Here is a 23,687-nt window from a genome sequence, read left to right as displayed (position 1 = left end):
TGGGTGGCGGCCCCCCAACGACCGGAGGCAGTCCGGTGAACACGCAAGCGGAGAACAGACTCATCGCTGACTGGCTCGCTCAGGCCCACCCGCTGCCGAGCAGGGCCCGGCGGGAGTGGGCGGACGCCTACGTCGCGATGATCCCGCTCGGACGCCGCTTCGACGCCGTACGTGTGCCTGCTGCGCGGGTGCACGCCGCAGTCGCAGGCGAGGAGCCTGCCACGGTGGCCGCGGCACTGAAGGACTGGCTTCGCGGCCCGGTGATCCGGGACCTGCGGAGTCCGCTGGGCGCGTACTACTTCCTGGTGCCCCCCGGCGCGGAATGGGACGGCCCGGAGGCCCGCCTGAGCACCGGCACCTACCTCGGCGTCCCCCGCGTGGGACACATCGCCTACCTGATGACGTGGGTGGTGCCGCCGGAACACCCCGGGAACCTGTGCGACGTCGCGGCCCTGCACACGCTGCTCGCCACAGCCGATCCACTACCGACGGCGGGCCGACGATGACCGACTTCGACGACTACACCGGCCGCCAGGAACCGATGGGCCCGTACGAGGCCTACCGAAACCACCTCGACACCTGCCCGCACCGGCACTTCGGCATCCTCGCCGACTGCTCCGAAGGCGCCCGCCTGCACGCCGCCTGGATCGAGGGGGACCGCAGGGCCACCACGCCCACGGGCCCGGCCAGGGGAGGCCAGGGTGCCTGAACCCGCTCCGGTGGTGCTGCTGCGCGTCCTGCCCGAGATCCACACGCTCACTCCGACACAGCTGTCCGGCGCCGCGTGCGTGTGGTGCCGACACGCGTTGCGCCCCGGCGAAGGGATCGACCTCGGCAGTCCCGGTCCCGCCCGGCCGCACGGCTGCTTGTCCTGCTGCGAGAGCAAGACGCGGTCCCTGAGGACCTACCTCGACTGGTACGACCACGGCATCACCTGCCTGCGGTGCCCAACCGGTCCCTGCGATCGCGGCGAGGCCCTCGGCGCAGCGCACCTGGCCGTGCGGGAGGAGGCGGGCCAGCCGCCGATGCGGTGCTGCGCCTGCGAGACCGACATCGCCCCCGGCGAGCTGGTCCGCCCCTACCTCTGGGAACGGCCGGACGGTCCGGTGCTCGGCTACCTCCACGCCCGTGACTGCCCCCTCCCTCGCCCACCCTCATAGCGCCCCCAGACCTTCAGGCCGCAGGACCGGGACCGGGGCGCGCCCCCGCGGGGTGGCATGGAGCAGACTGGAGCCCATGGCCATTCACGAGAACCTGCTCGGGGGACCGCCCCCGACCCATCTGCCCGACGACCCGGAGCCCCGGGAGCTGCTCGCGGGCGGCACGGCGGCCGCCGACGTCGCCGCCAAGTACCCGACGTCCTCGCTCGCGTGGGCGCGCCTCGCGGACGAGGCGTTCGAGGCGGGCCGCGTCGTCGAGTCGTACGCGTACGCCCGCACCGGCTACCACCGGGGCCTGGACGCCCTGCGCCGGGCCGGCTGGAAGGGCCACGGCCCGGTGCCGTGGGAGCACGAGCCGAACCGCGGCTTCCTGCGGGCGCTGCACGGCCTGGCCCGCGCGGCCCAGGCGATCGGCGAGCAGGAGGAGTACGAGCGCTGCTCGACGTTCCTGCGGGACTCCTCGGCGACGGCCGCGGACACCCTGGGCTAGCCCCGCCGTCGCGGACCTGCCTGGGCCACCCTGCGTGACCAGGCAGGTCTTGCCGTTTCCGGGGATGTTGCGGAGGATGCGGGTGGGGACCGGGGCCCCCGTGTCGGTACCGGCAGGGGCGGACCGCTACCCGGATCACGCATCTAGGAGACAGCGATGTCCCACGAGGCGAGCACGGCAGACGAGACTCACGAGATGAACGAGACACAGCAGATGCCCGGCGAGACGCCCGACCAGAGTCCCGACAGCCCCAACCTCGACTTCGCAGGAAGCACGCCGTACGAGGACTACGTGAAGGCGGACGTCCTCACCCACCTCCAGCACCTGCGCTCCGACGACCCGGGCGAGATGGTCTTCCTGGTCACGACCCAGGTGATGGAGCTGTGGTTCACGGTCATCGTCCACGAGTGGGAGACCGCGGCGCGCGCCCTGCGCGACGACGACGTGCCGACCGCGGTGGCCGCCCTGAAGCGGTCCGTGCGCGAGCTGGAGGCCCTGAACGCCTCCTGGAAGCCGCTCGGCCAGCTCACCCCCGGCCAGTTCAACTCCTACCGGGGCTCGCTCGGCGAGGGCTCCGGCTTCCAGTCGGCGATGTACCGGCGCATGGAGTTCCTGCTCGGCGAGAAGTCCGCGTCCATGCTGGTCCCGCACCGCGGCACGCCGCGCGTGCACGCGGAGCTGGAGAAGGCCCTCCAGGAGCCGAGCCTGTACGACGAGGTGCTGCGGCTGCTCGCGCACCGCGGGTACGACGTCCCCGCCGAGGTCCTCGGCCGCGACGTGGCCGCCAAGTACGAGCCGTCGCCCCGCGTGGAGGCCGTGTGGACCGAGCTCTACTCCGGTGACGACAGCTCCGACCTGGCCCGTCTCGGCGAGGCCCTGACCGATGTCGCCGAGCTGGTGTGGCGCTGGCGCAACGACCACCTGGTGGCCACCCGCAGGTCCATGGGTGCCAAGACCGGCACCGGCGGCTCCGCGGGCGTGGCCTGGCTGGAGAAGCGCGCCACCAAGCACGTGTTCCCCGAGCTGTGGACGGCGCGCAGCCATGTCTGAGCCGAGGGAAGCAGACCTGCGCGTGCGGGCCGCCGCCCTCGACGCCGCCGACGGCCTGGCCGCCAAGCGCAAGGAGTTCGTCCTCGACGCCACGGTGTACCTGGACGGGAACTCCCTGGGCGCCCTGCCCGCGAACGTGGCGGGCCGGGTCGCCGACGTCGTCACGCGCGAGTGGGGCGGCCTGCGCATCCGCTCCTGGGAGGAGAGCGGCTGGTGGACCGCGCCCGAGCGGGTCGGGGAGCGGATCGCCCCGCTCATCGGCGCCGGACCGGGCCAGGTGGTCGTCTCCGACTCGACGAGCGTGAACGTCTTCAAGGCGGTCGTCGCGGCGGTGCGCATGGCCCAGGCCGACGACCCCGCACGCGACGAGGTCGTCGTCGACGCCACCACGTTCCCGACGGACGGGTACATCGCCGAGTCCGCCGCCCGCCTCACCGGCTGCCGTCTGGTCCCGGCCGCACCGGCTGACGTGCCGGGCCTGCTCGGCCCCCGCACGGCGGCGGTCCTCCTCAACCACGCCGACTACCAGTCGGGCCGCCTGCACGACATGGCGGGGCTCACCGCGGCCGTGCGCGCGGCGGGCGCCCGCGTGGTGTGGGACCTGTGCCACACGGCGGGCGCGCTGCCCGTCGCCCTGGACGAGCACGGCGTGGACCTGGCGGTCGGCTGCACGTACAAGTACCTGAACGGCGGCCCGGGTTCGCCGTCCTACCTGTACGTACGCCGTGACCTCCAGTCCCGCTTCGACTCGCCGCTGCCGGGCTGGAACTCGCACACCGACCCGTTCGGCATGCGGCCCGACTACGAACCCGCCGCCGACGTGGTGCGCGGCCGGGTCGGCACGCCGGACATCCTGTCCCTGCTCGCCCTGGAGGCGGCCCTCGACGTCTGGGACGGCGTCTCGCTCGACGACGTACGGGCCAAGTCCCTGGCGCTCACGGACTTCTTCCTGGAGTGTGTGGCGGCGTACGTGCCCGAGGGCCGGGTCGAGTCCGTCACCCCGGCCGCGCACGCGGAGCGCGGCAGCCAGATCGCGCTGCGCTGCCCGGACGCGCGCGAGGTGATGCCGCGGCTCGTCGCGGCGGGCGTGGTCGGCGACTTCCGCGCACCGGACGTGCTGCGCTTCGGGTTCACCCCGCTGTACGTGTCGTTCGCGGACACGGAGCGGGCGGCGCGGGTGCTCGGGGGGATTCTCGGCGGCTTCGGGGAGCTGGGCCCCGAGGGCGACCGGGATACCTGATAACGTCCGGCGAATCTGGATCATGGCCCGCCCGCGCGGCCGGTCCGGACTCGTCCGCGAACGCCCGCCGGGCGCCGGTCCGTTGTCACCGGCGCCCGGCGGTCCCGCACCACGCCGAGCTGGGAGGTCACCGCATGCCGGACGACGACGCCGTGGCGCGGGACGCCGCCGAGGAGCAGTCCGCCTTCGCGCACCCCGCGGTGCGGCCGGACGCCACCGCCGCCTACGGGCCGCACGCGGACCAGGTCGTGGACTTCTACGCGCCGCGCGGCGGCGAAGGCCCGGCGCCGCTCGTCGTCGTCCTGCACGGCGGGGCGTGGCGGGGCCCCTACGACCGGCAGCACATCACGCCGTTCGCGGACTTCCTGGCCCGGCGGGGCTTCGCCGTCGCCAACGTCGAGTACCGCAGGGGCCGTTCCTCCTCGGGCCCGGTCCCCGCGCAGGGCGGCGCCGCCGGGCCCGTGGCCGGGCGCTGGCCGGAGACCTTCGACGACGTGGCCGCCGCCCTCGACGCGCTGCCCGCCCTTGCCCGGGCGGCGCTGCCCGTCGCCGACGCGCGCCGCACCGTGGTGACCGGCCACTCGGCGGGCGGCCACCTCGCCCTGTGGGCGGCGGCCCGGCACGTCCTGCCGGAGGGGTCGCCGTGGCGCACGGCCCGGCCCACGCCGCTGCGGGGCGTCGTCGCGCTCGCCCCCATCGCGGACTTCCGCGCCGCCGACGAGCTCGGCGTCTGCTCCGGAGCCGTACGCCAGCTCCTGGACGCCGAGGGCCCGACGGCGGCGGCGACGGAGACCCGCTTCGCCGAGCGCCTGGCGCACGCCGACCCCGCCGCGCTGCTCCCCACCGGCATCGCCACGACCGTCGTCCAGGGCCGCACCGACATCGTCGTCCCCCAGGCGGTCGCCGAGGCCTACGCCGACGCCGCCGCGAAGGCGGGCGAGGTCGTCGGCCTGACGCTCCTGGAGGACGTCGGCCACTTCCCGCTGATCGACCCGGCGGCGGACGCGTGCGCGGTGGTCGCGGAGGAGATCGCCCAGCTGGCGTTCTGAGCCGCCGCTCCCGCTAGCCTTCCGACGCCACCGCGCGCACCGCCCGCACCAGCGCCTCCGCTCCCGCCTTCGCCTTCTCCCCCGGGCACCCCACGTTCATCCGCACGAAGCCGGGGGCGCCGTAGGCGGCGCCAGGCATGACCGCGACCCGCTCCCGGTGCACCAGGTGGCCCTGGAGGGCCTCGTCGCGCGTCTCGCCGAGGACGGGGCGGAGGTCGATCCACGCCAGATAGCCCGCCTGCGGGGGCCGCAAGGCCAGGGCGGGGAACGCCTCGTTCAGGGTGGCGGCCACCAGACGCAGGTTGGCGTGGGCGTAGCCGCGGACGGCGTCCAGCCAGGCCCCGCCCTCGCGGTAGGCGGCGATGTGCGCGGTCAGCGAGAGCACCGCGGGGGACGCGAGGCCCTCACCCGTGTCCATGCGGCGGACGAAGGCCGCGTGGTCGCCCGGGTCCCCGATGATGCCGTAACTCCCGCTCAGGGACGGGAAGTTGAAGGACTTCGTCGCGGAGGTGACGAGGGCCCAGCGGCCGCGTCCGTACTGGGTCCACGGCCGGTGGACGTGCCCCTCGTGGGTGAGGTCGGCGTGGATCTCGTCGCTGATGACGGCGACTCCGTGCCGCTCGCACAGCTCGGCCGTCCGCGCCAGCTCCGCGTCGGTCCACACCCGGCCGGTGGGGTTGTGCGGGGAGCACAGGATGAGGACGCGGCTGTCGGCGCGCGCCAACGCGGCGTCGAGGGCGGCGAATCCGGGATCGTCGAGCGGCACGGTGCGCAGCTCCCGGCCGAGGCCGGTGACCGCCTTGCGGAAGCCGTCGTACGTCGGGGTGTGCACCACGACGCCCTCGCCCGGCTCGGTCCACATCCGCAGGAGCTGGGATATCTGGTTGAGCACGGAGGGCGCGTAGACCAGCGAGGCGGGGTCGACGTCGGTGTCGTAGCGGCTCTTGAACCAGTCCCGCACCGCGCCACGGAAGTCGTCGTTGCGCCAGTCGGTATAGCCGAACACGCCGTGTGCGAGGCGCTGTTGGAGGGCGTCGAGCACCTCGGGCGCGCACCGGAAGTCCATGTCGGAGATGGTGAAGGGCAGCAGGTCGGGCACCGGGAACCGGTCGCGGATGCCGTCCCACTGCACGCACCAGGTGCCGCGCCGGTCCACGGGGGTGTCGAAGTCGTACGCCACGGGCGGTTTCCCTTCGGGTACGCCGACGGGCCCGGCACCCACGAGGAGTGCCGGGCCCGTCGAGCGGTGGACTACTTCAGCTTCGTGCCCGTGGAGCGCAGCGCGGCGCACGCCTCGGTCACGCGCTTGGCCATGGAGGCCTCGGCCAGCTTGCCCCAGGTGCGCGGGTCGTAGGTCTTCTTCGAGCCGACCTCGCCGTCGACCTTCAGGACGCCGTCGTAGTTCTTGAACATGTGGTCCGCGACGGGACGCGTGAAGGCGTACTGGGTGTCGGTGTCGAGGTTCATCTTCACGACGCCGTTCTCCAGGGCGGTGGCGATCTCCTCGGCGGTGGAGCCGGAGCCGCCGTGGAACACGAAGTCGAAGGGGGACGCCTTGCCGTACTTGGAGCCGACGCCCTCCTGGAGGTCCTTCAGGAGCTCGGGGCGCAGCACGACGTTGCCCGGCTTGTAGACGCCGTGCACGTTGCCGAAGGACGCGGCGAGGAGGTAGCGGCCCTTCTCGCCCAGGCCGAGGGCCTCGGCGGTGCGCAGCGCGTCGTCGACGGTGGTGTACAGCTCGTCGTTGATCTCGTGCGTGACACCGTCCTCCTCGCCGCCGGTCGGGGTGATCTCGACCTCAAGGATGATCTTCGCGGCGGCGGCCTTGGCGAGCAGCTCCTGGCCGATGGCCAGGTTGTCGGCGAGGGTCTCCGCGGAGCCGTCCCACATGTGGGACTGGAAGAGGGGGTTCTCACCGCGGGCGACGCGCTCGGCCGAGACGTCGATCAGCGGGCGGACGTAGGTGTCCAGCTTGTCCTTGGGGCAGTGGTCGGTGTGCAGCGCGATCGTGACGTCGTACTTCTTGGCGACGATGTGCGCGAACTCGGCGAGGGCCACCGCGCCCGTCACCATGTCCTTGCTGTGCTGCCCGCCCAGGAACTCAGCGCCACCGGTGGAAATCTGGATGATGCCGTCGCTCTCCGCCTCCGCGAAGCCACGCAGGGCGGCGTGCAGGGTCTGGGACGAGGTCACGTTGATGGCCGGGTAGGCGAACTTGCCTGCCTTCGCCCGGTCGAGCATCTCGTTGTAGACCTCGGGGGTTGCGATGGGCATGTGTCCGCTCCTTGTGATGTGCGGGGTGAGTGCTGCTGTGCTGCTTGGCCCTGACCTGGGGTGTCTAGGGATCCCTGAGACGTACGGGGAGCCCGGGGGCGGCGACGGCGATGTCGTCGCCCCCATCTTTCCAGACTTACTGGACTTGCTCGGTCCGCGGACTCAGTCGAGCCCGAGCTCGTCCTTGGAGTACGCGAAGAGGTACGGGACCCCGGCGCCCTCGGTGATCTTCACATCGGCGCCGGTGGCCCGGTCCACGATCGTGGCCACGCCGACGACCTCGGCGCCGGCCTCGCGCACGGCCTCCACGGCGGTCAGCGGGGAGCCGCCGGTGGTGGAGGTGTCCTCGACGACGAGGACGCGCCGCCCCTTGATGTCCGGGCCCTCGACACGGCGCTGCAGGCCGTGCGCCTTGGCGGCCTTGCGCACCACGAAGGCGTCCAGGCGCCGGCCGCGCGCGGCGGCCGCGTGCAGCATCGACGCGGCGACCGGGTCGGCCCCCATCGTCAGGCCGCCCACGGCGTCGAACTCCAGCTCGCTCGTGAGGTCGAGCAGCACCTGCCCGACGAGCGGGGCGGCCTCCCCGTCCAGGGTGATGCGGCGCAGGTCGACGTAGTAGTCGGCCTCCAGGCCCGAGGAGAGGGTCACCTTGCCGTGCACGACGGCCTTGTCCTTGATCTGCCGCAGCAGGTCGCCGCGTACGTCGTTCGTCATGGCTACGAGCTTAAGGGCGCGGCCGGGCCTTCAGAGCCGCCGCCAGGTCCAGGTGGTCGAGGTCTCCAGCGGCTCCAGGGGCGTGACCAGGCGCGGCAGGGTGTTCAGGCCGTTGGGCGGTCCTGTCTGCGGCTCCACGCACACGGCGGCCTCCTGCTCGTCGTACACGACGACCCACTCCTCGCGGCTGGCCACATTCACCTCCAGCTGCCCCGGCCAGGTGAGGGTGACGTCGACGCCGTCCGGCATGCCGAAGCAGTCGTCCCAGGGGCCGGGCTGCGGGTCGACGCGCTCGCCGGTGGGCAGGTGGTCGTCGCCGCGGCGCTCCTGCCAGGCCGCGTCGAAGGCGATCCGGACGTCCTCGCCGTCGGCGGTGAGCCGCCGGTTGAACCACGGGTGCCAGCCCGCCTGCGCCGGGAAGGAGTCGTCGTACGTCTCCACGGACATCCGCAGCGTCAGGGCGCTCTCCGTCAGCTCGACGATCTGCGTGACCCGGCCGGAGTAGGGCCACGGGTCCGCGAGGTCGTAGGTGAACACGGCCTCGCGGTCGCTGACCCGGGCGGTCTTCCACGCGGTGTCCCTGCCGGTGCCGTGGATGGCGTGCGGCGGGGAGTTGAGCGGCAGCTGGTGGGGGTGGCCGCCGCTCAGGAAGCGGCCTTCCCTGACCCGGCCGCACCACGGCACCATCGGGAAGCAGCCGTACCGCTCCCCCTGCCGCAGCAGCTCGACACCCCCCACCTTGAGACTCCCGAGCCGGGCCCCGCGCCCCGGCCGCACCGAAACTTCCGCGTCACCCGCGGCCAAAGTGATCTCATCGCTGCTCACGCTTCGACCCTAACCGCCAGTGGACCGGCTTGATCGGCCTTCGGCCTCGTCCTCAAACGCCGGACGGGCTGGATGGTTGCCGGTGCGGACCGGATCTCGTCTGCGGCCCGCACCGGAGATCTTTCAGCCCGTCCGGCGTTTGAGGACGAGGCGCGGAGCGCCGAAAGCGCGGACACGGGGGCGGAGCCCCTCAGCGGCGCTTGCGCAAGGCCCTGGTCACCACGATCGCCGAGGCGACGAGGACCGCGGCGGCGGGTGCGGCCCAGCGCAGGGCGGCGCCGCCGCCGAGCGTCTCGGGCGCGGGGACGGGCGCGTACCGCCCCCGGGGCGGCGCGTGGTCGACCTCCTCCGCGCTGCGCCCGATCATCGTCCGCCGCGCGTGCGCGGCCTCCGGCCCGACCCCCACCTCGGCGAGCGGTTCGAGCGAGGGCGGCGGCACCTCGGCGTCGAAGACGCGGGACACCCCGGCGGGAGCGGACGGCTCGTCGTCCGCGGCGGGAGCCGCGAGCCCCTCGGCGAACCGCGCGAGCAGCCGGCGCACCGCACTCTCCACAGCCTGTGGAGAATTCTTCACGGCCTCGGCGACCCGGCCGTCCGCGGACGCGGTCCCGCTGAAGGACACCTGCGTGCCCCCCTCCGCCGCGGCGGCCAGGCGCAGCACGAGGGAGAACGTTACGGCGCCGCTGCCCCGGGCCTCGTGGGCCTCACCGGTCACCGCGTACCCGCCGTCGCCGCGCGCGGCGATCCGCAGGCCGCCGCGGTAGGTGATCGTGTGACCGCCGGCGCGCACCTTGAGCCGCCCGGTGACGGGCAGCGCGTCGGGCCCTGGGTCGGCGTCGCGCTGCAACCCGGGCACCGCGCGCGCGACCCGCTCGGGGTCGGCCAGCGCCTCGCGGAGCGGCTCTTCCGGAACCGGTACGAACACCTCATGCTCCATGACAGTCGAGCGTACCGACGCCGCCGCCGTGATGTACGCCACTTCGGCCCGGCCGTCGTACCGCGGGCCGTCAGTCGGCGTAGCGCGGATGCACGAGCGTGGACGGCTCGATGGTGCGCCAGTCGGACGGCCGCAGCCGCTCGGCGGCGCGGGATCCGGCGCGCAGGACGGTGGCGCCGCGGGCCGCGCCGAGCACCGGCTCGGCGCGGGCGGCGAGCACGAAGCCCCAGTCGCGGGGCGCCTCGCCGGGGTCGGCGGTGCGGTCGGGCCCGGCGGCGTGCGCGCCGCGGCGGCCGGTGAGGCGGTAGGGCTCGGTCCAGTACCCGGCGGCGCGCAGCGTCGCGTCGACGGTCCAGTAGGTGCGCGGCCGGGTCGCGGCGGGCCCGGCGTGCACGGCGAAGCGCCCGTCGTCGGTGAGGACGCGAGAGACCAGGCCGTAGAACTCCTGCGAGTACAGCTGGGTGCTCGCGGTGATGCCGGGGTCGGGCAGATCGGCGACGACGACGTCGTACACGCGGCGGTGCGGGCCGCGCAGCCAGCGGAAGGCGTCGGCGTGGGTGACGCGCACGCGCGGGTCCCGGTACACGTGTCCGTTGAGGTCGCTCAGGGCCGGGTCGTGCCGTGCCAGGTCGACGACGGCCGGGTCGGGTTCGACGATGTCGACGCGGCGCACCCCGGTGTGCCGAAGGACCTCGCGGGCGGCCAGCCCGTCGCCGCCGCCCAGGACAAGGACGCGCCGGTGGGGGCCGCCGCGCAGGGCGGGCTGGACGAGGGCCTCGTGGTAGCGCCGCACGTCGCGGCCGCTGACGCGCAGCCTGCCGTCGAGGTAGAGGTGCAGGGACTCCCGGTCGCGGCCGGTGAGGACGACTTCCTGGAGGCCGGTGTGGACGGCGACGCGGATCTCGGAGCCGTACACGGCGCGGCGCGCGGCCCGCTCGAAGTCGTCGACGAGGACGGCGGCGGAGGCGAGGACGGCGAGCACGACGGCGTTGACCACGAGAAGTAACCAGCGGCCGCGCGGGCTCAGATCGCGCCCGAACAGGCCGAGCACGAGGGCGCCGCCCGCGAGCACGTTCACGGCGCCGGTGAGCAGCGCCCCGGTGAGCTGCCCGAACCAGGGGAGCAGCAGGAAGGGGAAGGCGAGGCCGCCGACCAGGGCGCCCACGTAGTCCGCGGCGAAGAGGTCGGCGACGGCGCCGCCCGCGTCCTGCCGCCGCACCCGCTGGATGAGCACCATGAGCAGGGGGACTTCGGCGCCGATCAGGACGCCGATGGCCAGGGAGAACACCACGAAGAGATAGCGGGAGCCGCTGGCCCACATCTCGCCCCGGTCGCCCGCCCACGCGAACGCCGCGTACAGGACCATGGCGCTGCACCCGCCGACGAGCGCGAGGGCCGCCTCGACGAGCCCGAACCCGGCGGCGGCCCGGCAGCGCAGACGCTTGGCGAGCAGCGAGCCGACGCCCATCGCGAAGACCATCACGGACAGCACGACGGAGGCCTGCGTGACGGAGTCCCCGATCAAGTACGCGGCGAGGGCGACGAGTTCCAGCTCGTACACGAGTCCGCAGGCGGCACAGATGAACACGCCCGCGAGGACGAGGAAGCGGCCTGTCCGGGGCGTGACGGGCAAACGCTGACGCGGCTCGATCACGCTGGGAACGCTACGTCACCGTCCGCTCACACCAAGTCCCCCACAAGGGTGGAGGTGGCGGCGAGAATGTGTGAACCGCCGCCCGGCGAGCCGTCGCACGGCCCCGCTCAGAGCGCCACGGGCATCCGCACACCCACCCGCGTGCGGGTCGCCACCAACTGCCCGTCCTGCGGATACGCGTGCCAGGTGCGCCACATCACCGAGCCCTCGTGCCGCTGCGCCAGCATCGCCGTGAACGCGTGCGGGATGCCGGGGAAGACCCCGGCGAGCCCGTGCGGGTGCTCGGCGACGAGGGCGAGCAATTCCTGCGCCCGGCCCGCGAACTGACCCCGCGACAGCGTTTCGACGCGGGCCGCGAACTCGTACTCCCACTCGCCGACGCGCTTGGAGACGCCGAGCGGCAGCGGGGTGCTGCTGCCGGGGATGCAGGCGACGGTCTCGGAGCAGCTTCCCCTGTCCTCTTCGAGCAGCACTTGGTGGGAGGCCCCGAGGAGTCTCAACTGCACGGTGGCACCGGTCAGTTCGAGGTCGAGAGTGGCGAGCGCGGGCAGCGGCTCGCGGCCGAGGGCCCAGGCCAGGTCCCCGGCGCGCGTGTCGGTGTAGACAGTCTTCAGGGTCGTGAGCATGGGTCGGCTCCGCTAACACGCAATGGAGGTGGGGGGGCCGGCGCGCCCGGTCGGACACCGGGCTGAGGGGGATGCCGGCGCGTGCCCACGGAGACGAACCGCTGCCTGCCGAGCAGAGGCGTCCGAGGGCGGTGTGACGGTTAAGAGGGAATCATGAACTGCGACACTGCCACAGCGCTTTTACCCAACTTCGTAGGGTTTCCATCCCCTAGAGGGCCGAACAGTTCATCTGTTCACGTTTCAGGGAAAGCAGTCAGTCCGGAAATGGCATCCTATGGTCGCCAATCGGTCCGTCAACGACGAAGCGCCCGGCGGGAGTTGCCTCCCGCCGGGCGCTCGGCCCAGTGGACCAGCTGCCCCGTGTCAGCTGCCTCCGCCGCCGCAACCTCCGCCCCCGCCACCGCAGGACGAACCGCCGCCGCAGGACGAACTGCCACCGCAGGAAGAGCCTCCGCCACAGGACGAACCTCCGCCGTCGTAGGTCGCGGTCCCGCTACTCGAGCCGGACCCCGCCCACCAACTGCGGCCCCCCGATGTGGCGCGCCTGCGGCCGTTCCTGCTCACGTGCACGAGCAGCCCGATCACTACGAACCAGCCGATGAAGAACAAGGCCACAACCATCCACCCCATCCCTCACTTCCTTTCCCCCGAAGCGGCCCCGGACCGTTCCCCCGAACCGGCGCCGCTGTGCGGATATGGTCCCGCGTCGTTGCGTGACAAGGGGATGCCCCCGGCCGACCGCGGTCAAAGCAGAGTTGAGGAAGTCCAGAGGTTCGGCGGAGGATGACCGCCATGACGTCATCTCCCGGTGCCTCCAGGAACGACCGCCCGCTGCTCAACCGCCGCCTCGCGGAATTCGGTACGACGATCTTCGCCGAGATGTCCGCGCTCGCGGTGCGGACCGGAGCGATCAACCTGGGCCAGGGCTTCCCGGACACGGACGGCCCCGAGCAGGTGCGCGAGGCCGCGGTGCGCGCCCTGCGCGACGGCCGCGGCAACCAGTACCCGCCGGGCCCCGGCGTCCCCGAGCTGCGCACCGCGATCGCCGCGCACCAGGAGCGCCGCTACGGCCTGGCCTTCGACCCCGACCGCGAGGTCCTCGTCACCGCGGGCGCCACCGAGGCCATCGCCGCCTCGCTGCTCGCCCTGGTCGAGCCGGGCGACGAGGTGATCGCCCTGGAGCCGTACTACGACTCGTACGCCGCCTCGATCGCCCTCGCGGGCGGCACCCGGGTACCGGTGACGCTGCGGCCCGGCGGGGGCCGCTTCTCCCTCGACCTCGACGAGCTGCGCGCCGCCGTCACCCCGCGCACCCGGCTGCTCCTGCTCAACACCCCGCACAACCCGACCGGCACCGTCCTCACCCGCGAGGAGCTGGCCGAGATCGCGAAGCTCGCCGTGGAGCGCGATCTGCTCGTCGTCACGGACGAGGTGTACGAGCACCTGGTCTTCGACGAGGGCGGCCACGTCCCGCTCGTCTCCTTCCCCGGCATGCGCGAGCGAACGGTGACGATCGGCTCGGCGGGCAAGACGTTCTCGTTCACGGGCTGGAAGGTCGGCTGGATCACGGCAACGCCCGAGCTGGTCACGGCGGTGCGGTCGGCGAAGCAGTTCCTCACGTTCGTGTCCTCGGGCCCGTTCCAGTACGCCGTCGCGGAGGCGCTCGCGCTGCCCGACGCGTACTTCACCTCGTTCCTCGACGACATGCGCGCCAAGCGCGACCTGCTGGCCTCCGGCCTCACCGCGGCGGGCTTCGAGGTCTACCGTCCGGCGGGCACGTACTTCATCACCACCGACGTCCGCCCCTCGGCGAGAGCGACGGCCTGGCCTTCTGCCGCGCCCTGCCCGAGCGCGCGGGCGTCGTCGCCATCCCGAACGCGGTCTTCTACGACCACCGCGACCAGGGCGCCCCCTTCGTCCGCTTCGCCTTCTGCAAGCAGACGCCCGTCCTGGAGGAAGCGGTCTCCCGTCTGAAGTCCCTCTAGCCCACGACGAGCCCGCACCCAGGCGAAAACCCCCACCCACACGGCCCCGCCTAACTCGCGCCCGCCCCGCGGGGCCCGCAAGGTTCCGGGTGTGACCCACCCCAGCCCCACCGTCCCGCACCCCGTCACACGCGCCCCCCGCACGGAGCAGGCACCCCTCGGGCCGAGCCGCCGCACGGCCACCGCGGCCCACGCCCTGGGGGCCTTCGCCGCCGCACGGCTCACCGGCCTGCTCGCCCTCGCGGTCGCGGCCCACGTCAGCGACCAGGACGTCTTCCGCCTCCTCGGCCGCTCCTGGGACTCCCGCTGGTACACCGGTATCGCCGCCCACGGCTACGGCCGCACCCTGTACTTCGAACCCGGCGTCGTCCAGAGCGACCTGGCCTTCTTCCCGCTCTACCCGGCCCTGATCCGCGCGGTGGAGGCCCTCACCCCGCTCGGCTACGGCGCGGCGGGCCTGCTCGTCTCCTGGCTCGGCGCGGGCGCGGCCGCCGTCGCCATCTACAAGATCGCCGCCCGCCTCCACGACCACCGCACGGCCACGGTCCTCGTCCTGCTCTGGGGCCTGCTACCGCACTCCGTGATCCTGACGATGGCGTACACCGAGCCGGTCCTGACGGCGCTCGCCGCGGGCTCCCTGTACGCGCTCCTGACCGGCCGCTGGATCTGGGCGGGCACCCTCGCCGCGCTCGCGGGCCTGGCACGCCCGAACGGCTTCGCGGTGGCCGCGGCCGTCGCGGTGGCGGCCGTCTGCGAGCTCGTCCGGCACCGGGGCCGCGTTTCCCACAGGCTGTGGACGGGCGCGGCGCTCGCCCCCGTCGGCTGGGGCGCGTACGTGCTGTGGGTGGGCGTGCGCAGGGGCGACCCGCTCGGCGGCTACTTCGCGGTGCAGCGCGGCTGGGGCTCCCGCTTCGACTTCGGCCGGGGCTCGCTGGCCTTCGTCCGGCATCTGCTCCTGGACGGCGACAAGCTCGTCTTCGCCATGACCCTGGTGATCGTCGCGGCGGGGCTGCTCCTGTACGGCCTTCTGCTGTGCGACCGCGCCCCGCTGCCGCTGCTCGTCTACACCGGGGTGCTGCTGCTCATCACGGTCGGCGGCTCCGGCTTCTTCGAGTCCAAGCCGCGCTTCCTGCTGCCCGCGTTCCCGCTGCTGCTGCCGCTCGCCTGCGCCCTGGTGCGCACGGCGAGAGCCCGGCCGGGGCACGCCGCCCTGGTGGTCGGCGCCCTGGCCGGGCTCTCGCTGGCGTACGGGACGTATCTGGTGACGACGGCCCGCATGCCGTTGTGACGTTGTGACGCTGTGCGCGCGCTACGGAACCGGCGTCAGGCCTGCTCGTCGCCCGGCTCGGCGTCGGCCGCCGCGTCGGCGTCCTTCTCCAGGCCGAGGTGCTCCACGAGCCAGCGGTCGAACTCGATCGCGGCCCGCACCCAGCTGACCGTCGACGACACGAAGTGCTCCAGGGAGACACCCGTGCCGATCAGCATCTGGGCCTCGCCGATGAGGCGGACCGTGCCGTCGTCGTGCGTGTGCGTGTAGACCTTGGGCCAGAGGGTGCGGCGGTTCCAGTCGTCGATGGACTCCAGGAGCTGCGGCTTCTCCTCGATGCCGTGCGGCCTGTCGTAGAAGGTCCGCACCGAGAAGACCTGCTGGTCGTCCTCGCCGCGGAACATGAAGTACGTACGGAACTCCTCCCACGGCGCCGCGAGGTCACCCTCGTCGTCGACGACGTACTTGAGTTCCATCTGCTCCAGGAGCTGCTTGACGAGGTCCTGGTCAGGGATGACGGGGCCCGCCGGTCCTTCATTGGGCATGGGCTCGGGCTGGCCCCCGAAATTCGGAATCGAGGACGGGTCGATGCTCACCGTGTATTTCCCTTCGTACGGATTGAGCCATCCTCTCCCATCCGGGGCGGGGGCTCGCAACCCCCGCCCCGGATGTGACCGGTTACGGCGCCCCGCCCGCCTCCGCTACAGGGACTTTCCGGACGGCTCGGCGGTCGCGGGCCCGACGATGAGGTCGTCCCCGAAGACGTCCACGCGCACGGTGTCGCCGTCCTTGACCTCGCCCGACAGGATCTCCTTCGCCAGCCGGTCGCCGATGGCCGTCTGGATCAGCCGGCGCAGCGGCCGGGCACCGTACGCCGGGTCGTTGCCCTTGTCCGCGAGCCAGGCCAGGGCCTGCTCGGTGACGTCGAGCGTGAGCCGCCGCTCCGCGAGGCGCTTGGCGAGCCGGGAGATCTGCAGCTCGGCGATCCGGGCCAGCTCGTCCTTGTGCAGGGCGGAGAAGACGACGAGGTCGTCGAGCCGGTTCAGGAACTCGGGCTTGAAGGAAGCGCGGACCACCTCAAGGACCTGCTCCTTCTTCTCGTGCTCGCTGGTCAGGGGCTCGACCAGGAACTGGCTTCCCAGGTTCGACGTGAGGATCAGGATGGTGTTGCGGAAGTCCACCGTCCGGCCCTGGCCGTCCGTGAGCCGCCCGTCGTCGAGCACCTGGAGCAGGACGTCGAAGACCTCCGGGTGCGCCTTCTCGACCTCGTCGAGCAGGACGACCGAGTACGGCCGCCGCCGCACGGCCTCGGTGAGCTGGCCGCCCTCCTCGTACCCGACGTAGCCGGGGGGAGCGCCGACGAGGCGGGCCACGCTGTGCTTCTCGCCGTACTCGCTCATGTCGATGCGGACCATGGCCCGCTCGTCGTCGAAGAGGAAGTCGGCGAGCGCCTTGGCCAGCTCGGTCTTGCCGACGCCGGTGGGGCCGAGGAACAGGAAGGAGCCCGTGGGCCGGTCCGGGTCGGCGATCCCGGCCCGGGTGCGCCGGACCGCGTCGGAGACGGCCCGCACGGCCTCGCCCTGGCCGATGAGCCGCCTGCCCAGCTCGTCCTCCATGCGAAGGAGCTTCTGCGTCTCGCCCTCCAGGAGGCGCCCGGCGGGGATGCCGGTCCAGGCCGCCACGACGTCGGCGATGTCGTCGGGTCCGACCTCCTCCTTGACCATGGTGTCGGCCTTCGTGCCGGCCTTGGCGGCCTCCTCCTCGGCCTCGGACGCGGCCTCCAGGTCGCGCTCCAGGGCGGGGATCTCGCCGTACAGCAGCTTGCTGGCGGTGTCGAAGTCGCCGTCGCGCTGGGCCCGCTCGGCCTGGCCGCGCAGCTCGTCGAGCTTCTCCTTCAGCTCGCCGACGCGGTTGAGGGACTGCTTCTCCTTCTCCCAGCGGGCGGTGAGCCCGCGCAGCTCCTCCTCCTTGTCGGCGAGGTCGCGGCGCAGCTTGTCCAGGCGCTGCCGGGAGGCCGGGTCGGTCTCCTTGCTGAGCGCCAGCTCCTCCATGCGAAGGCGGTCCACGGCGCGCTGCAGCTCGTCGATCTCGACGGGCGAGGAGTCGATCTCCATGCGCAGGCGCGACGCCGACTCGTCGACGAGGTCGATGGCCTTGTCGGGCAGGAACCGCGAGGTGATGTACCGGTCGGAGAGCGTGGCGGCCGCGACCAGGGCGCTGTCCGCGATCTGCACCTTGTGGTGCGCCTCGTAGCGCCCCTTGAGCCCGCGCAGGATCGCGATCGAGTCCTCGACGGACGGCTCGGCGACGAGCACCTGCTGGAACCGCCGCTCCAGGGCCGGGTCCTTCTCGATCCGCTCGCGGTACTCGTCGAGCGTGGTGGCGCCCACCATGCGCAGCTCGCCGCGGGCCAGCATGGGCTTGAGCATGTTGCCCGCGTCCATGGCGGAGTCGCCGCCCGCGCCCGCGCCGACGACGGTGTGCAGCTCGTCGATGAACGTGATGACCTGCCCGTCGCTCTCCTTGATCTCGGAGAGGACGGTCTTCAGGCGCTCCTCGAACTCGCCGCGGTACTTGGCGCCCGCGACCATCGCGCCGAGGTCGAGCGAGACCAGGCGCTTGTCCTTCAGCGACTCCGGCACGTCACCCTTGACGATGCGCTGGGCGAGCCCCTCGACGACGGCGGTCTTGCCGACGCCGGGCTCGCCGATGAGCACGGGGTTGTTCTTCGTGCGGCGGCTGAGCACCTGCACGACCCGCCGGATCTCCTGGTCACGGCCGATCACGGGGTCGAGGCGGCCCTCGCGGGCGGCGGCGGTGAAGTCCGTGCCGAACTTCTCCAGGGCCTTGTACTGGCCCTCCGGGTCGGGGGTGGTCACGCGTCGCCCTCCACGGCTCTGCTCAAAGGCGGCGAGCAGCTTCTTGTCCGTCGCGCCGTTCTCGGTCAGTACGTCGCCCGCGGCGCCGCCCTTGGCGGCGAGGGCGATGAGCAGGTGCTCGGTGGACAGATAGTCGTCGCCGAGGTCCTTCGCGCGCCCGGCGGCGTCCGCGATCACGGCCAGCAGCTCGCGGTTCGGCTGCGGCGGGGCCACGGTCGAGCCGGTGACGCTCGGCAGCGTGGCGAGCGCGCGCTCGGTGGCGGCGCGCACGGCGGCCTGGTCGGCCTCGACGGCGGCGAGCAGGTCGGTGATGTTCTCGTTGTCCTGGCCCTCCAGCAGGGCGAGGAGCAGATGCGCGGGGGTCAGGTCCGGATGGCCTGCGGACACGGCCCGGCTCGTCGCCGCGTTGATCGCGTCCCGGCTCCTGTTCGTCAGCTCGGCGTCCACTGGGGGCTGCTCCTCCTTCTCGCTCCACTTACTGACTTACTGACTCACCTAACGTACACAAAGTTGAGTCTATTCCACTCAAGGCGAGTGCCGGAAGTCCGACCGGCTACCTTCCGGCCATGGCCATCGACCTCGGCGCCCTGCCCGCGCCCTACCTCAGCTTCTGGCGCGAACGCCACGTCTGCACCCTGACGACGCTCCGCCGCGACGGCACCCCGCACGTGGTGCCCGTCGGCGTGACGTACGACCCCGAGCAGCGGGTCGCCCGGGTGATCGCGAGCGGCACGAGCCGCAAGGTGGCGCACGTCCTGGCCGCGGCGGACGGGGCGGGAGCGGGCGCGCGGGTCGCGGTCTGCCAGGTGGCGGGCCGCCACTGGGCCACGCTCGAAGGCCGGGCCACGGTGTCGGCGGAGCCCGCGCGGGTGGCGGACGCGGAGCGCAGGTACGCCGAGCGGTACGGCAGGAACCCGCGGGAGAACCCGGCCCGGGTGGTGATCGAGATCGCGGTCGACCGCGCGCTCGGGAATGTGAAGGAAGCCGCGGCCTGACGGGCGCGACCGGCACACACCACAGCGGCGCCACCGTGTTCAGGTCCACGGTGGCGCCGCTGCTGGGGGAAGCACCTGCGCGATTTACAACGACGGGGGAATCGCGTCAGGCGCTGCGGGGGGTGGCTGTGAGGGGGTCGGAAGCCGCGGAGTGCCGCTCGGCGTCGCGCTTCCGCTTCCCGATCAGCTGGTGGTCACGCTGGTCGAGGTTGACGAAGACCATGCCGTAGCGCACGGCGCAGCGCACCGGCTGGGGCGCGCCGCGGGGGCGGCGCAGGCAGCGGTAGGCGCGGATGTCCTCGTCGTCGTCACGTACGATGATCACCGGCTCGCCGACCAGGGTGACCATCAACGAGTCACCGGGGTGGGGGATCGCGGTGGCGAGGTCGATGAAGTGCCAGCCCGACCGGTAGGCGGTGGCCATTTCCCGGCGGAAGGTGCGGTCATCGGGAGGCGTGCTCATGCCTTGTCACCCGCCGGCGTGATCCAGGCAAGGTCAGACGGCGCGGCTGTGCTCTTCGCTGGGTGGCTCCAGGCGAGATCCATGGCACTCACCGCACCCAGGCCAATCCCTGCGGAGAGAGCGGTCACCAGGACCGCGCGAAGCATGCGCTTGAACATGGTCGGCTTCGTCCTCACTTGGTAGGTTCCTCTCCCCCGGCACAACAAGACGATGTCTCAATCGAGCACGTCAAAGCCACAGGGTGGATGCATCATGTTCCTGCACGTTCAGGACCCTGGGGGGTGGAGAATTGCTCACAACTGACGCCAAACCGACACATCCTCACCCCGAGAGCCCACTATGTGGCGAAGGAGCGAGGCTGTACGCCACCGCGCTGAGCAACGGGCGGCTCGCGCGGGCCGAGGCTGAGAACGCACCGTGCCTTCTGGAGTCCGCACTCGTACATCCCGACCCGGATGACGCGGCCTGGCTGCGACCCGTTCCACCGGTCACGGCACTCGCCCAGCGACTTCATCCCATCGAGCGCGAGATCCAGGACCGGAGGCGGCTCGCGGTCGAGCTGACCGACACCTTCGAGCCATTCATGGCCATCCCCACGCGGGTTGAACCCACGAGCCACGCGATCACGGTATTGGAGGGCGAGGCCCGCATCAACGAAGCGATCGAGCAGGCCACGGCCGAGTGCCGGCACGAGGTCCTGACGGTCCAGCCCGGCGGCGGCCGAAGCGAAGAGAGGTTGAATATCGCGCTCCGGCGCGGGCAGACCATCCTCGACCGCGGCATCTCGATGCGTACCCTCTACCAGCACACCGTCCGGCACAGCCGGGGCACCCTCGCCTACGCGGCCTACATGTCGCACGGCAACGTGCAGATCCGCACGCTGGAGGAGGTGATCGACCGACTGATGATCTTCGACCGCACAGTCGCCATCATCCCCGCGCGCGCCGACCGGCAGGACGCCCTGGAGATCCGGCACCCCGCCCTGGTCGAGTACCTCTCCAAGGTCTTCGAGCAGCAGTGGCAGCTGGCGACGCCCCTGCTCGACGAGGACCCGTACCCGCCCTCCGCCGACGGCATCACCGGCGTCCAGCGCTCCATCGCCCGGCTGCTCATCGAGGGCCACGTGGACGAGGCCATCGCCCGCCGCCTCGGCATGAACGTGCGCACCTGCCGTGCCCACATAGCCAAGATCGCCGCCGCCCTCGGCAGCGGCAGCCGCGCCCAACTCGGCTATCTGATCGCCCAGTCCGGCATCCTCGGGCAGGACAAGCCGAAATGAACACCGACCCCCGCCGGCACCCCCACCCGCACGGGCCCGACGAACTGTGCGCGGAGGGCTCCGCCCTCTACACCCGCGCCCTGCGCGAGGGCCGCGTCGCGCAGCGGGAGGCCGACTCCACGCCCTGTCTGATCGACTTCGGCCTGCTGCACCCCGACGTCGAGGACATGCGCTGGCTGCGCCCTACCGCCCCCGCCATCGCCCTGCCCCAGCTGCTGCGCGGCATCGAGGACCGCATCGCCCAGCAGCGCCGCCGCGAGGAGCGCCTGACGGCGATGTTCGAGCCCCTGATGGCGCTCGACGCCCGGCAGACCCTGGGCGCCGAGCACCAGGACATCACCGTCCTCGACGGCTTCGACCGGATCAACGAGGCGATCACCCGGGCCACCGCCGACGCCGCCCACGAGCTGCGCACCGTCCAGCCCGGCGGCGCCCGCTCCCCGGAGATCCTGGCCGACGCGCTCCCGCGCGAGCAGGAGTTCCTGTCCCGCGGCTGCCGCATGCGCACGCTCTATCAGCACACCACCCGCCACTCCCTGCCCGCCCTCGCACACTACGAACAGCTAGACGGTGACGTAGAGGTCCGCACGCTCAACGAAGTAACGGAGCGCATGGTCGTCCTCGACCACACGGTGGCATTCATACCGGCGAGCAAGGACCGCACGGCGGCCCTCGAGATACGCCAGCCGGCGATCGTCGACTACCTCATCACCACCTTCGAACGACTGTGGCGCCTCGCGACCCCCATGTACCCGCACGCGGCCCAGCTCCCCGCGGAGAACGGGGTCACGACCCGCCAGCGGGCCATCGCCGAGCTCCTCGTCGAGGGCCTCACGGACACCGAGATAGCCGAGCGGCTCGGCATGAACGTGCGTACCGCCCGCGAACACATCGCGAAGCTCGCCGCGATCCTCGGCAGCAACAGCCGGGCCCAACTCGGATATCTCATTGGCCAGGCAGGAATCCTGAACCAGAATCACTAGCTGCTGAGCGTGGGAGCCGGCGGACGGATGCCGGCGAGCCGTGAGGAGGGGCAGCGACGTGGCGAGGGATCACAGTCCGCACGGCGCCGGGGAGCTGTGCGGAGTGGGCAGGAGCACATACGTCCGCGCCCTGCAGGACGGCGGCGTACCGGCCGGTGACGCGGACCGCGCCCCCTGTCTCATCGACCTCGGCCTGCTCCACCCGGACCCCCGCGACGCCGCCCGGCTGCTGCCCACCGCCCCGTCCGTCGCGCTGCCCCGGCTCCTGCACGACCTCGGCGCCGACGTCACCGACGAGCGCGCGCGGCAGCGAAGGCTCGCCGAGGTCTTCGCGCCCCTGATGACGCTCGGGGAAGGGCAGTTCACGGGGGCCCGCGCGCCGGGCGCCACGGTCCTCAAGGGCGTGCCGCGCATCAACGAGGCCATCGACCGGGCGGCGTCCCGCGCGAGTCAGGAGGCCCTGGCCATCCAGCCGGGCGGCAGACGGACCCAGGAGACCCTGGAGCACGCCCTTCCGCGCGCGGACGGCATCCTGTCCCGCGGCGGCCGCATGCGCTCGCTCTACCAGCACACCGGGCTGCACGCCTGCCCCGTGTTCGCCTACTTCCAGCGGCTCGACGGCGACGTGGAGGCCAGGACCCTGACCGAGCTGCCCAACCGGCTGCTCGTGTTCGACCGCTCCGTGGCCTTCATCCCGGCGGGCGAGAGCCGTGACGTGGCCCTGGAGATACACCAGCCCGCCGTCATCTCCTACCTGGTGACCACCTTCAAGCTGCTGTGGCAGCTGGCCACCCCGATGTGGCCGGACACCGCCCCGCCGCCGCCCCGGCAGGGCATCACCCCCCGCCAGCTCGCCATCGCCGAGCTCCTCACCGAGGGCCTCACCGACACCGAGATCGCCACCCGGCTCGGGATGAACGTACGGACGGCCCGCGTGCACATCGCCAAGCTCTCGGCCGTCCTGAACAGCCAGAGCCGGGCCCAGCTCGGCTATCTCATCGGCCAGTCCGGCATCCTCGGCGACCGGTCGCGGACCGGCCCTCGACCGGCCCTCGAGCAGCCCTAGATGGCCCGCTGAAGCGGCAGGCCCACCGACCGCAGCGCCTCGCGCACCACGCGCTCCCCGTCCAGGCCTTCGGCGCCCAGGTCGAGCACCGCCGACTGCTCCCACCGCACCGACGACGGGCGCCCCATGCTCACCCGCCACACCACGGCGGGCGCGGCGCCGTCGCCCCGGACGTCGAGGGCGATGTTCAGGACCCGCACCACGGAGACCTTCGCCACCACCTGGAGCGGGAAGTCACCGGCGAGGAGCTGTCTGTCGACGACCCAGGTCACCGGGTAGCCGCGGCCGTTGAGGTCGTCGGCGATCGCGTGCACGACGGCCGCGTGGCGGTCGGGCGCGCGCGACGCGGTGCCGCGCCCCGGCACCGGCGCGTCCCGGCCGGAGGGCTCGGCGGGCGTCCGTACCCCGGCTGCCTCCATGTCGCCATCACCTCACCGTCCAAGGGCCGTTCAGGGCGTTCGGGTCGCGCACGCCGCCGATCCCCCCGCCCCTGCCCCCTGTGCCGCTTCCCCGCGCGCGCACGCGGGTCCGCGCGCGCGTTCCCTGCACCATAAGCCCAAGGGCCCGCCCGCGGCCGCTCCGCCCGGGGCATACGTCGATGTCTGAATAGGTGCGTGCGGATTGCAGGGAATAGCCCCACCATTGAAGGCAGTTGCCGCGTTGGCAACAATGGTCACTTACGTGCCGCGCCTCATGCGCACGCGATGGCCGATCCGCGCACCCGATGCGCGCACCGGACGGGAGGAGCAAG

24 protein-coding genes and 1 pseudogene are annotated in these 23,687 nt (G+C 72.6%); 13 read left to right on the top strand and 12 right to left on the bottom strand.

Going from position 1 to position 23,687, the window contains the following annotated elements; all coding sequences use genetic code 11:
- The first annotated feature begins 35 nt into the window (after window positions 1-35).
- From CP982_RS22810 to CP982_RS22780, 7 genes are all read left to right on the top strand, one after another.
- On the top strand, window positions 36-506 hold the full coding sequence (locus CP982_RS22810; protein WP_150512223.1) for a hypothetical protein: 471 nt from the start codon (window positions 36-38) through the stop codon (window positions 504-506).
- Window positions 503-709 (top strand): hypothetical protein, encoded by a 207-nt coding sequence (locus tag CP982_RS22805; protein ID WP_150512222.1) that lies wholly within the window; start codon window positions 503-505, stop codon window positions 707-709. Before CP982_RS22810 ends, CP982_RS22805 begins: the two co-directional genes overlap by 4 nt.
- Window positions 702-1,160 carry a hypothetical protein gene (locus CP982_RS22800; RefSeq protein WP_150512221.1) on the top strand — a complete coding sequence of 153 codons (459 nt, stop codon included), beginning with the start codon at window positions 702-704 and terminating at the stop codon, window positions 1,158-1,160. The genes CP982_RS22805 and CP982_RS22800 overlap by 8 nt, the downstream gene beginning before the upstream one ends.
- Window positions 1,161-1,236: 76 nt before the next feature.
- Complete coding sequence (locus CP982_RS22795; protein ID WP_144320093.1) at window positions 1,237-1,650, top strand: DUF3151 domain-containing protein; 414 nt, start codon at window positions 1,237-1,239, stop codon at window positions 1,648-1,650.
- Between the two features lie 195 nt (window positions 1,651-1,845).
- The gene (locus tag CP982_RS22790; RefSeq protein WP_229878960.1) at window positions 1,846-2,700 is read left to right on the top strand and encodes a tryptophan 2,3-dioxygenase family protein; all 855 of its coding nucleotides are present in this window, start codon (window positions 1,846-1,848) and stop codon (window positions 2,698-2,700) included.
- A complete protein-coding gene (kynU, locus tag CP982_RS22785) occupies window positions 2,693-3,940 on the top strand; it encodes a kynureninase (RefSeq protein WP_150512220.1) in 1,248 nt (415 codons plus the stop codon). Before CP982_RS22790 ends, kynU begins: the two co-directional genes overlap by 8 nt.
- A 134-nt stretch (window positions 3,941-4,074) precedes the next feature.
- Window positions 4,075-4,989: an alpha/beta hydrolase gene (locus tag CP982_RS22780; protein WP_150512219.1), complete on the top strand. Its 915-nt coding sequence runs from the start codon at window positions 4,075-4,077 to the stop codon at window positions 4,987-4,989.
- A gap of 13 nt (window positions 4,990-5,002) precedes the next feature.
- Here the strand turns inward: CP982_RS22780 and CP982_RS22775 are convergent, their stop codons facing one another.
- The 7 genes from CP982_RS22775 to CP982_RS22745 form a co-directional block, all read right to left on the bottom strand.
- Complete coding sequence (locus tag CP982_RS22775) at window positions 5,003-6,169, bottom strand: MalY/PatB family protein (RefSeq protein ID WP_150512218.1); 1,167 nt, start codon at window positions 6,167-6,169, stop codon at window positions 5,003-5,005.
- 71 nt (window positions 6,170-6,240) lie between these two features.
- The gene (gene fbaA, locus CP982_RS22770) at window positions 6,241-7,263 is read right to left on the bottom strand and encodes a class II fructose-bisphosphate aldolase (RefSeq protein WP_150512217.1); all 1,023 of its coding nucleotides are present in this window, start codon (window positions 7,261-7,263) and stop codon (window positions 6,241-6,243) included.
- A gap of 162 nt (window positions 7,264-7,425) precedes the next feature.
- The gene (gene pyrE / locus CP982_RS22765) at window positions 7,426-7,977 is read right to left on the bottom strand and encodes an orotate phosphoribosyltransferase (RefSeq protein WP_030682693.1); all 552 of its coding nucleotides are present in this window, start codon (window positions 7,975-7,977) and stop codon (window positions 7,426-7,428) included.
- 30 nt (window positions 7,978-8,007) lie between these two features.
- Complete coding sequence (locus CP982_RS22760; RefSeq protein ID WP_150512216.1) at window positions 8,008-8,802, bottom strand: aldose epimerase family protein; 795 nt, start codon at window positions 8,800-8,802, stop codon at window positions 8,008-8,010.
- Between the two features lie 190 nt (window positions 8,803-8,992).
- The gene (locus CP982_RS22755; protein ID WP_150512215.1) at window positions 8,993-9,739 is read right to left on the bottom strand and encodes an SRPBCC domain-containing protein; all 747 of its coding nucleotides are present in this window, start codon (window positions 9,737-9,739) and stop codon (window positions 8,993-8,995) included.
- A 70-nt stretch (window positions 9,740-9,809) separates the two neighbouring features.
- Entirely contained in the window at window positions 9,810-11,393 is a 1,584-nt protein-coding gene (locus tag CP982_RS22750; RefSeq protein WP_150512214.1) for a polyamine aminopropyltransferase, read from the bottom strand.
- A 107-nt stretch (window positions 11,394-11,500) separates the two neighbouring features.
- The gene (locus tag CP982_RS22745) at window positions 11,501-12,019 is read right to left on the bottom strand and encodes a DUF2617 family protein (RefSeq protein WP_150512213.1); all 519 of its coding nucleotides are present in this window, start codon (window positions 12,017-12,019) and stop codon (window positions 11,501-11,503) included.
- 783 nt (window positions 12,020-12,802) lie between these two features.
- Here CP982_RS22745 and CP982_RS22735 point away from each other — a divergent pair.
- Window positions 12,803-14,004 (top strand): annotated as a pseudogene (locus CP982_RS22735) (pyridoxal phosphate-dependent aminotransferase).
- A gap of 91 nt (window positions 14,005-14,095) precedes the next feature.
- Window positions 14,096-15,292, top strand: a complete 1,197-nt coding sequence (locus tag CP982_RS22730) for a mannosyltransferase family protein (RefSeq protein ID WP_150512211.1) — start codon at window positions 14,096-14,098, stop codon at window positions 15,290-15,292.
- Window positions 15,293-15,327: 35 nt separating this feature from the next.
- Here CP982_RS22730 and CP982_RS22725 read toward each other — a convergent pair whose 3' ends face one another.
- Together CP982_RS22725 and clpB are read right to left on the bottom strand one after the other, a co-directional pair.
- Window positions 15,328-15,867 carry a type III secretion system chaperone family protein gene (locus CP982_RS22725; RefSeq protein WP_150512210.1) on the bottom strand — a complete coding sequence of 180 codons (540 nt, stop codon included), beginning with the start codon at window positions 15,865-15,867 and terminating at the stop codon, window positions 15,328-15,330.
- A gap of 105 nt (window positions 15,868-15,972) precedes the next feature.
- Window positions 15,973-18,597, bottom strand: coding sequence for an ATP-dependent chaperone ClpB (clpB, locus tag CP982_RS22720; protein ID WP_150512209.1), 2,625 nt, complete (start codon window positions 18,595-18,597; stop codon window positions 15,973-15,975).
- 119 nt (window positions 18,598-18,716) lie between these two features.
- Here clpB and CP982_RS22715 point away from each other — a divergent pair, with 119 nt between their 5' ends.
- Window positions 18,717-19,145, top strand: a complete 429-nt coding sequence (locus CP982_RS22715) for a pyridoxamine 5'-phosphate oxidase family protein (RefSeq protein ID WP_150512208.1) — start codon at window positions 18,717-18,719, stop codon at window positions 19,143-19,145.
- A 106-nt stretch (window positions 19,146-19,251) separates the two neighbouring features.
- Here the strand turns inward: CP982_RS22715 and CP982_RS22710 are convergent, their stop codons facing one another.
- Together CP982_RS22710 and CP982_RS41830 are read right to left on the bottom strand one after the other, a co-directional pair.
- Complete coding sequence (locus tag CP982_RS22710; RefSeq protein ID WP_078869065.1) at window positions 19,252-19,608, bottom strand: Rieske (2Fe-2S) protein; 357 nt, start codon at window positions 19,606-19,608, stop codon at window positions 19,252-19,254.
- Entirely contained in the window at window positions 19,605-19,766 is a 162-nt protein-coding gene (locus CP982_RS41830; RefSeq protein WP_170316475.1) for a hypothetical protein, read from the bottom strand. Before CP982_RS41830 ends, CP982_RS22710 begins: the two co-directional genes overlap by 4 nt.
- A gap of 131 nt (window positions 19,767-19,897) precedes the next feature.
- Here CP982_RS41830 and CP982_RS22705 point away from each other — a divergent pair, with 131 nt between their 5' ends.
- The 3 genes from CP982_RS22705 to CP982_RS22695 are packed head-to-tail and all read left to right on the top strand — an operon-like array spanning window position 19,898 to window position 22,936.
- Entirely contained in the window at window positions 19,898-20,887 is a 990-nt protein-coding gene (locus CP982_RS22705) for a helix-turn-helix transcriptional regulator (protein WP_144320078.1), read from the top strand.
- Window positions 20,884-21,870: a helix-turn-helix transcriptional regulator gene (locus CP982_RS22700; protein ID WP_150512207.1), complete on the top strand. Its 987-nt coding sequence runs from the start codon at window positions 20,884-20,886 to the stop codon at window positions 21,868-21,870. The genes CP982_RS22705 and CP982_RS22700 overlap by 4 nt, the downstream gene beginning before the upstream one ends.
- A 58-nt stretch (window positions 21,871-21,928) precedes the next feature.
- Entirely contained in the window at window positions 21,929-22,936 is a 1,008-nt protein-coding gene (locus CP982_RS22695) for a helix-turn-helix transcriptional regulator (protein WP_150512206.1), read from the top strand.
- Here CP982_RS22695 and CP982_RS22690 read toward each other — a convergent pair.
- Window positions 22,933-23,355: a hypothetical protein gene (locus tag CP982_RS22690; RefSeq protein WP_150512205.1), complete on the bottom strand. Its 423-nt coding sequence runs from the start codon at window positions 23,353-23,355 to the stop codon at window positions 22,933-22,935. The genes CP982_RS22695 and CP982_RS22690 overlap by 4 nt on opposite strands.
- Window positions 23,356-23,687: the final 332 nt, after the last annotated feature.

This window comes from Streptomyces spectabilis (assembly GCF_008704795.1).
Lineage (GTDB): Bacteria > Actinomycetota > Actinomycetes > Streptomycetales > Streptomycetaceae > Streptomyces > Streptomyces spectabilis.
Note: the sequence above shows the minus strand (reverse complement) of the source record. Positions and strands in the feature narration are given on the sequence as shown.

Coding starts and splice junctions, on each gene's coding strand:
- CP982_RS22805 (WP_150512222.1), top strand. CDS start 503: ATGACCGACTTCGACGACTACACCGGCCGCCAGGAACCGATGGGCCCG.
- CP982_RS22795 (WP_144320093.1), top strand. CDS start 1,237: ATGGCCATTCACGAGAACCTGCTCGGGGGACCGCCCCCGACCCATCTG.
- CP982_RS22790 (WP_229878960.1), top strand. CDS start 1,846: ATGAACGAGACACAGCAGATGCCCGGCGAGACGCCCGACCAGAGTCCC.
- kynU (WP_150512220.1), top strand. CDS start 2,693: ATGTCTGAGCCGAGGGAAGCAGACCTGCGCGTGCGGGCCGCCGCCCTC.
- CP982_RS22780 (WP_150512219.1), top strand. CDS start 4,075: ATGCCGGACGACGACGCCGTGGCGCGGGACGCCGCCGAGGAGCAGTCC.
- fbaA (WP_150512217.1), bottom strand. CDS start 7,263: ATGCCCATCGCAACCCCCGAGGTCTACAACGAGATGCTCGACCGGGCG.
- pyrE (WP_030682693.1), bottom strand. CDS start 7,977: ATGACGAACGACGTACGCGGCGACCTGCTGCGGCAGATCAAGGACAAG.
- CP982_RS22755 (WP_150512215.1), bottom strand. CDS start 9,739: ATGGAGCATGAGGTGTTCGTACCGGTTCCGGAAGAGCCGCTCCGCGAG.
- CP982_RS22745 (WP_150512213.1), bottom strand. CDS start 12,019: ATGCTCACGACCCTGAAGACTGTCTACACCGACACGCGCGCCGGGGAC.
- CP982_RS22715 (WP_150512208.1), top strand. CDS start 18,717: ATGGCCATCGACCTCGGCGCCCTGCCCGCGCCCTACCTCAGCTTCTGG.
- CP982_RS22710 (WP_078869065.1), bottom strand. CDS start 19,608: ATGAGCACGCCTCCCGATGACCGCACCTTCCGCCGGGAAATGGCCACC.
- CP982_RS41830 (WP_170316475.1), bottom strand. CDS start 19,766: ATGTTCAAGCGCATGCTTCGCGCGGTCCTGGTGACCGCTCTCTCCGCA.
- CP982_RS22700 (WP_150512207.1), top strand. CDS start 20,884: ATGAACACCGACCCCCGCCGGCACCCCCACCCGCACGGGCCCGACGAA.
- CP982_RS22690 (WP_150512205.1), bottom strand. CDS start 23,355: ATGGAGGCAGCCGGGGTACGGACGCCCGCCGAGCCCTCCGGCCGGGAC.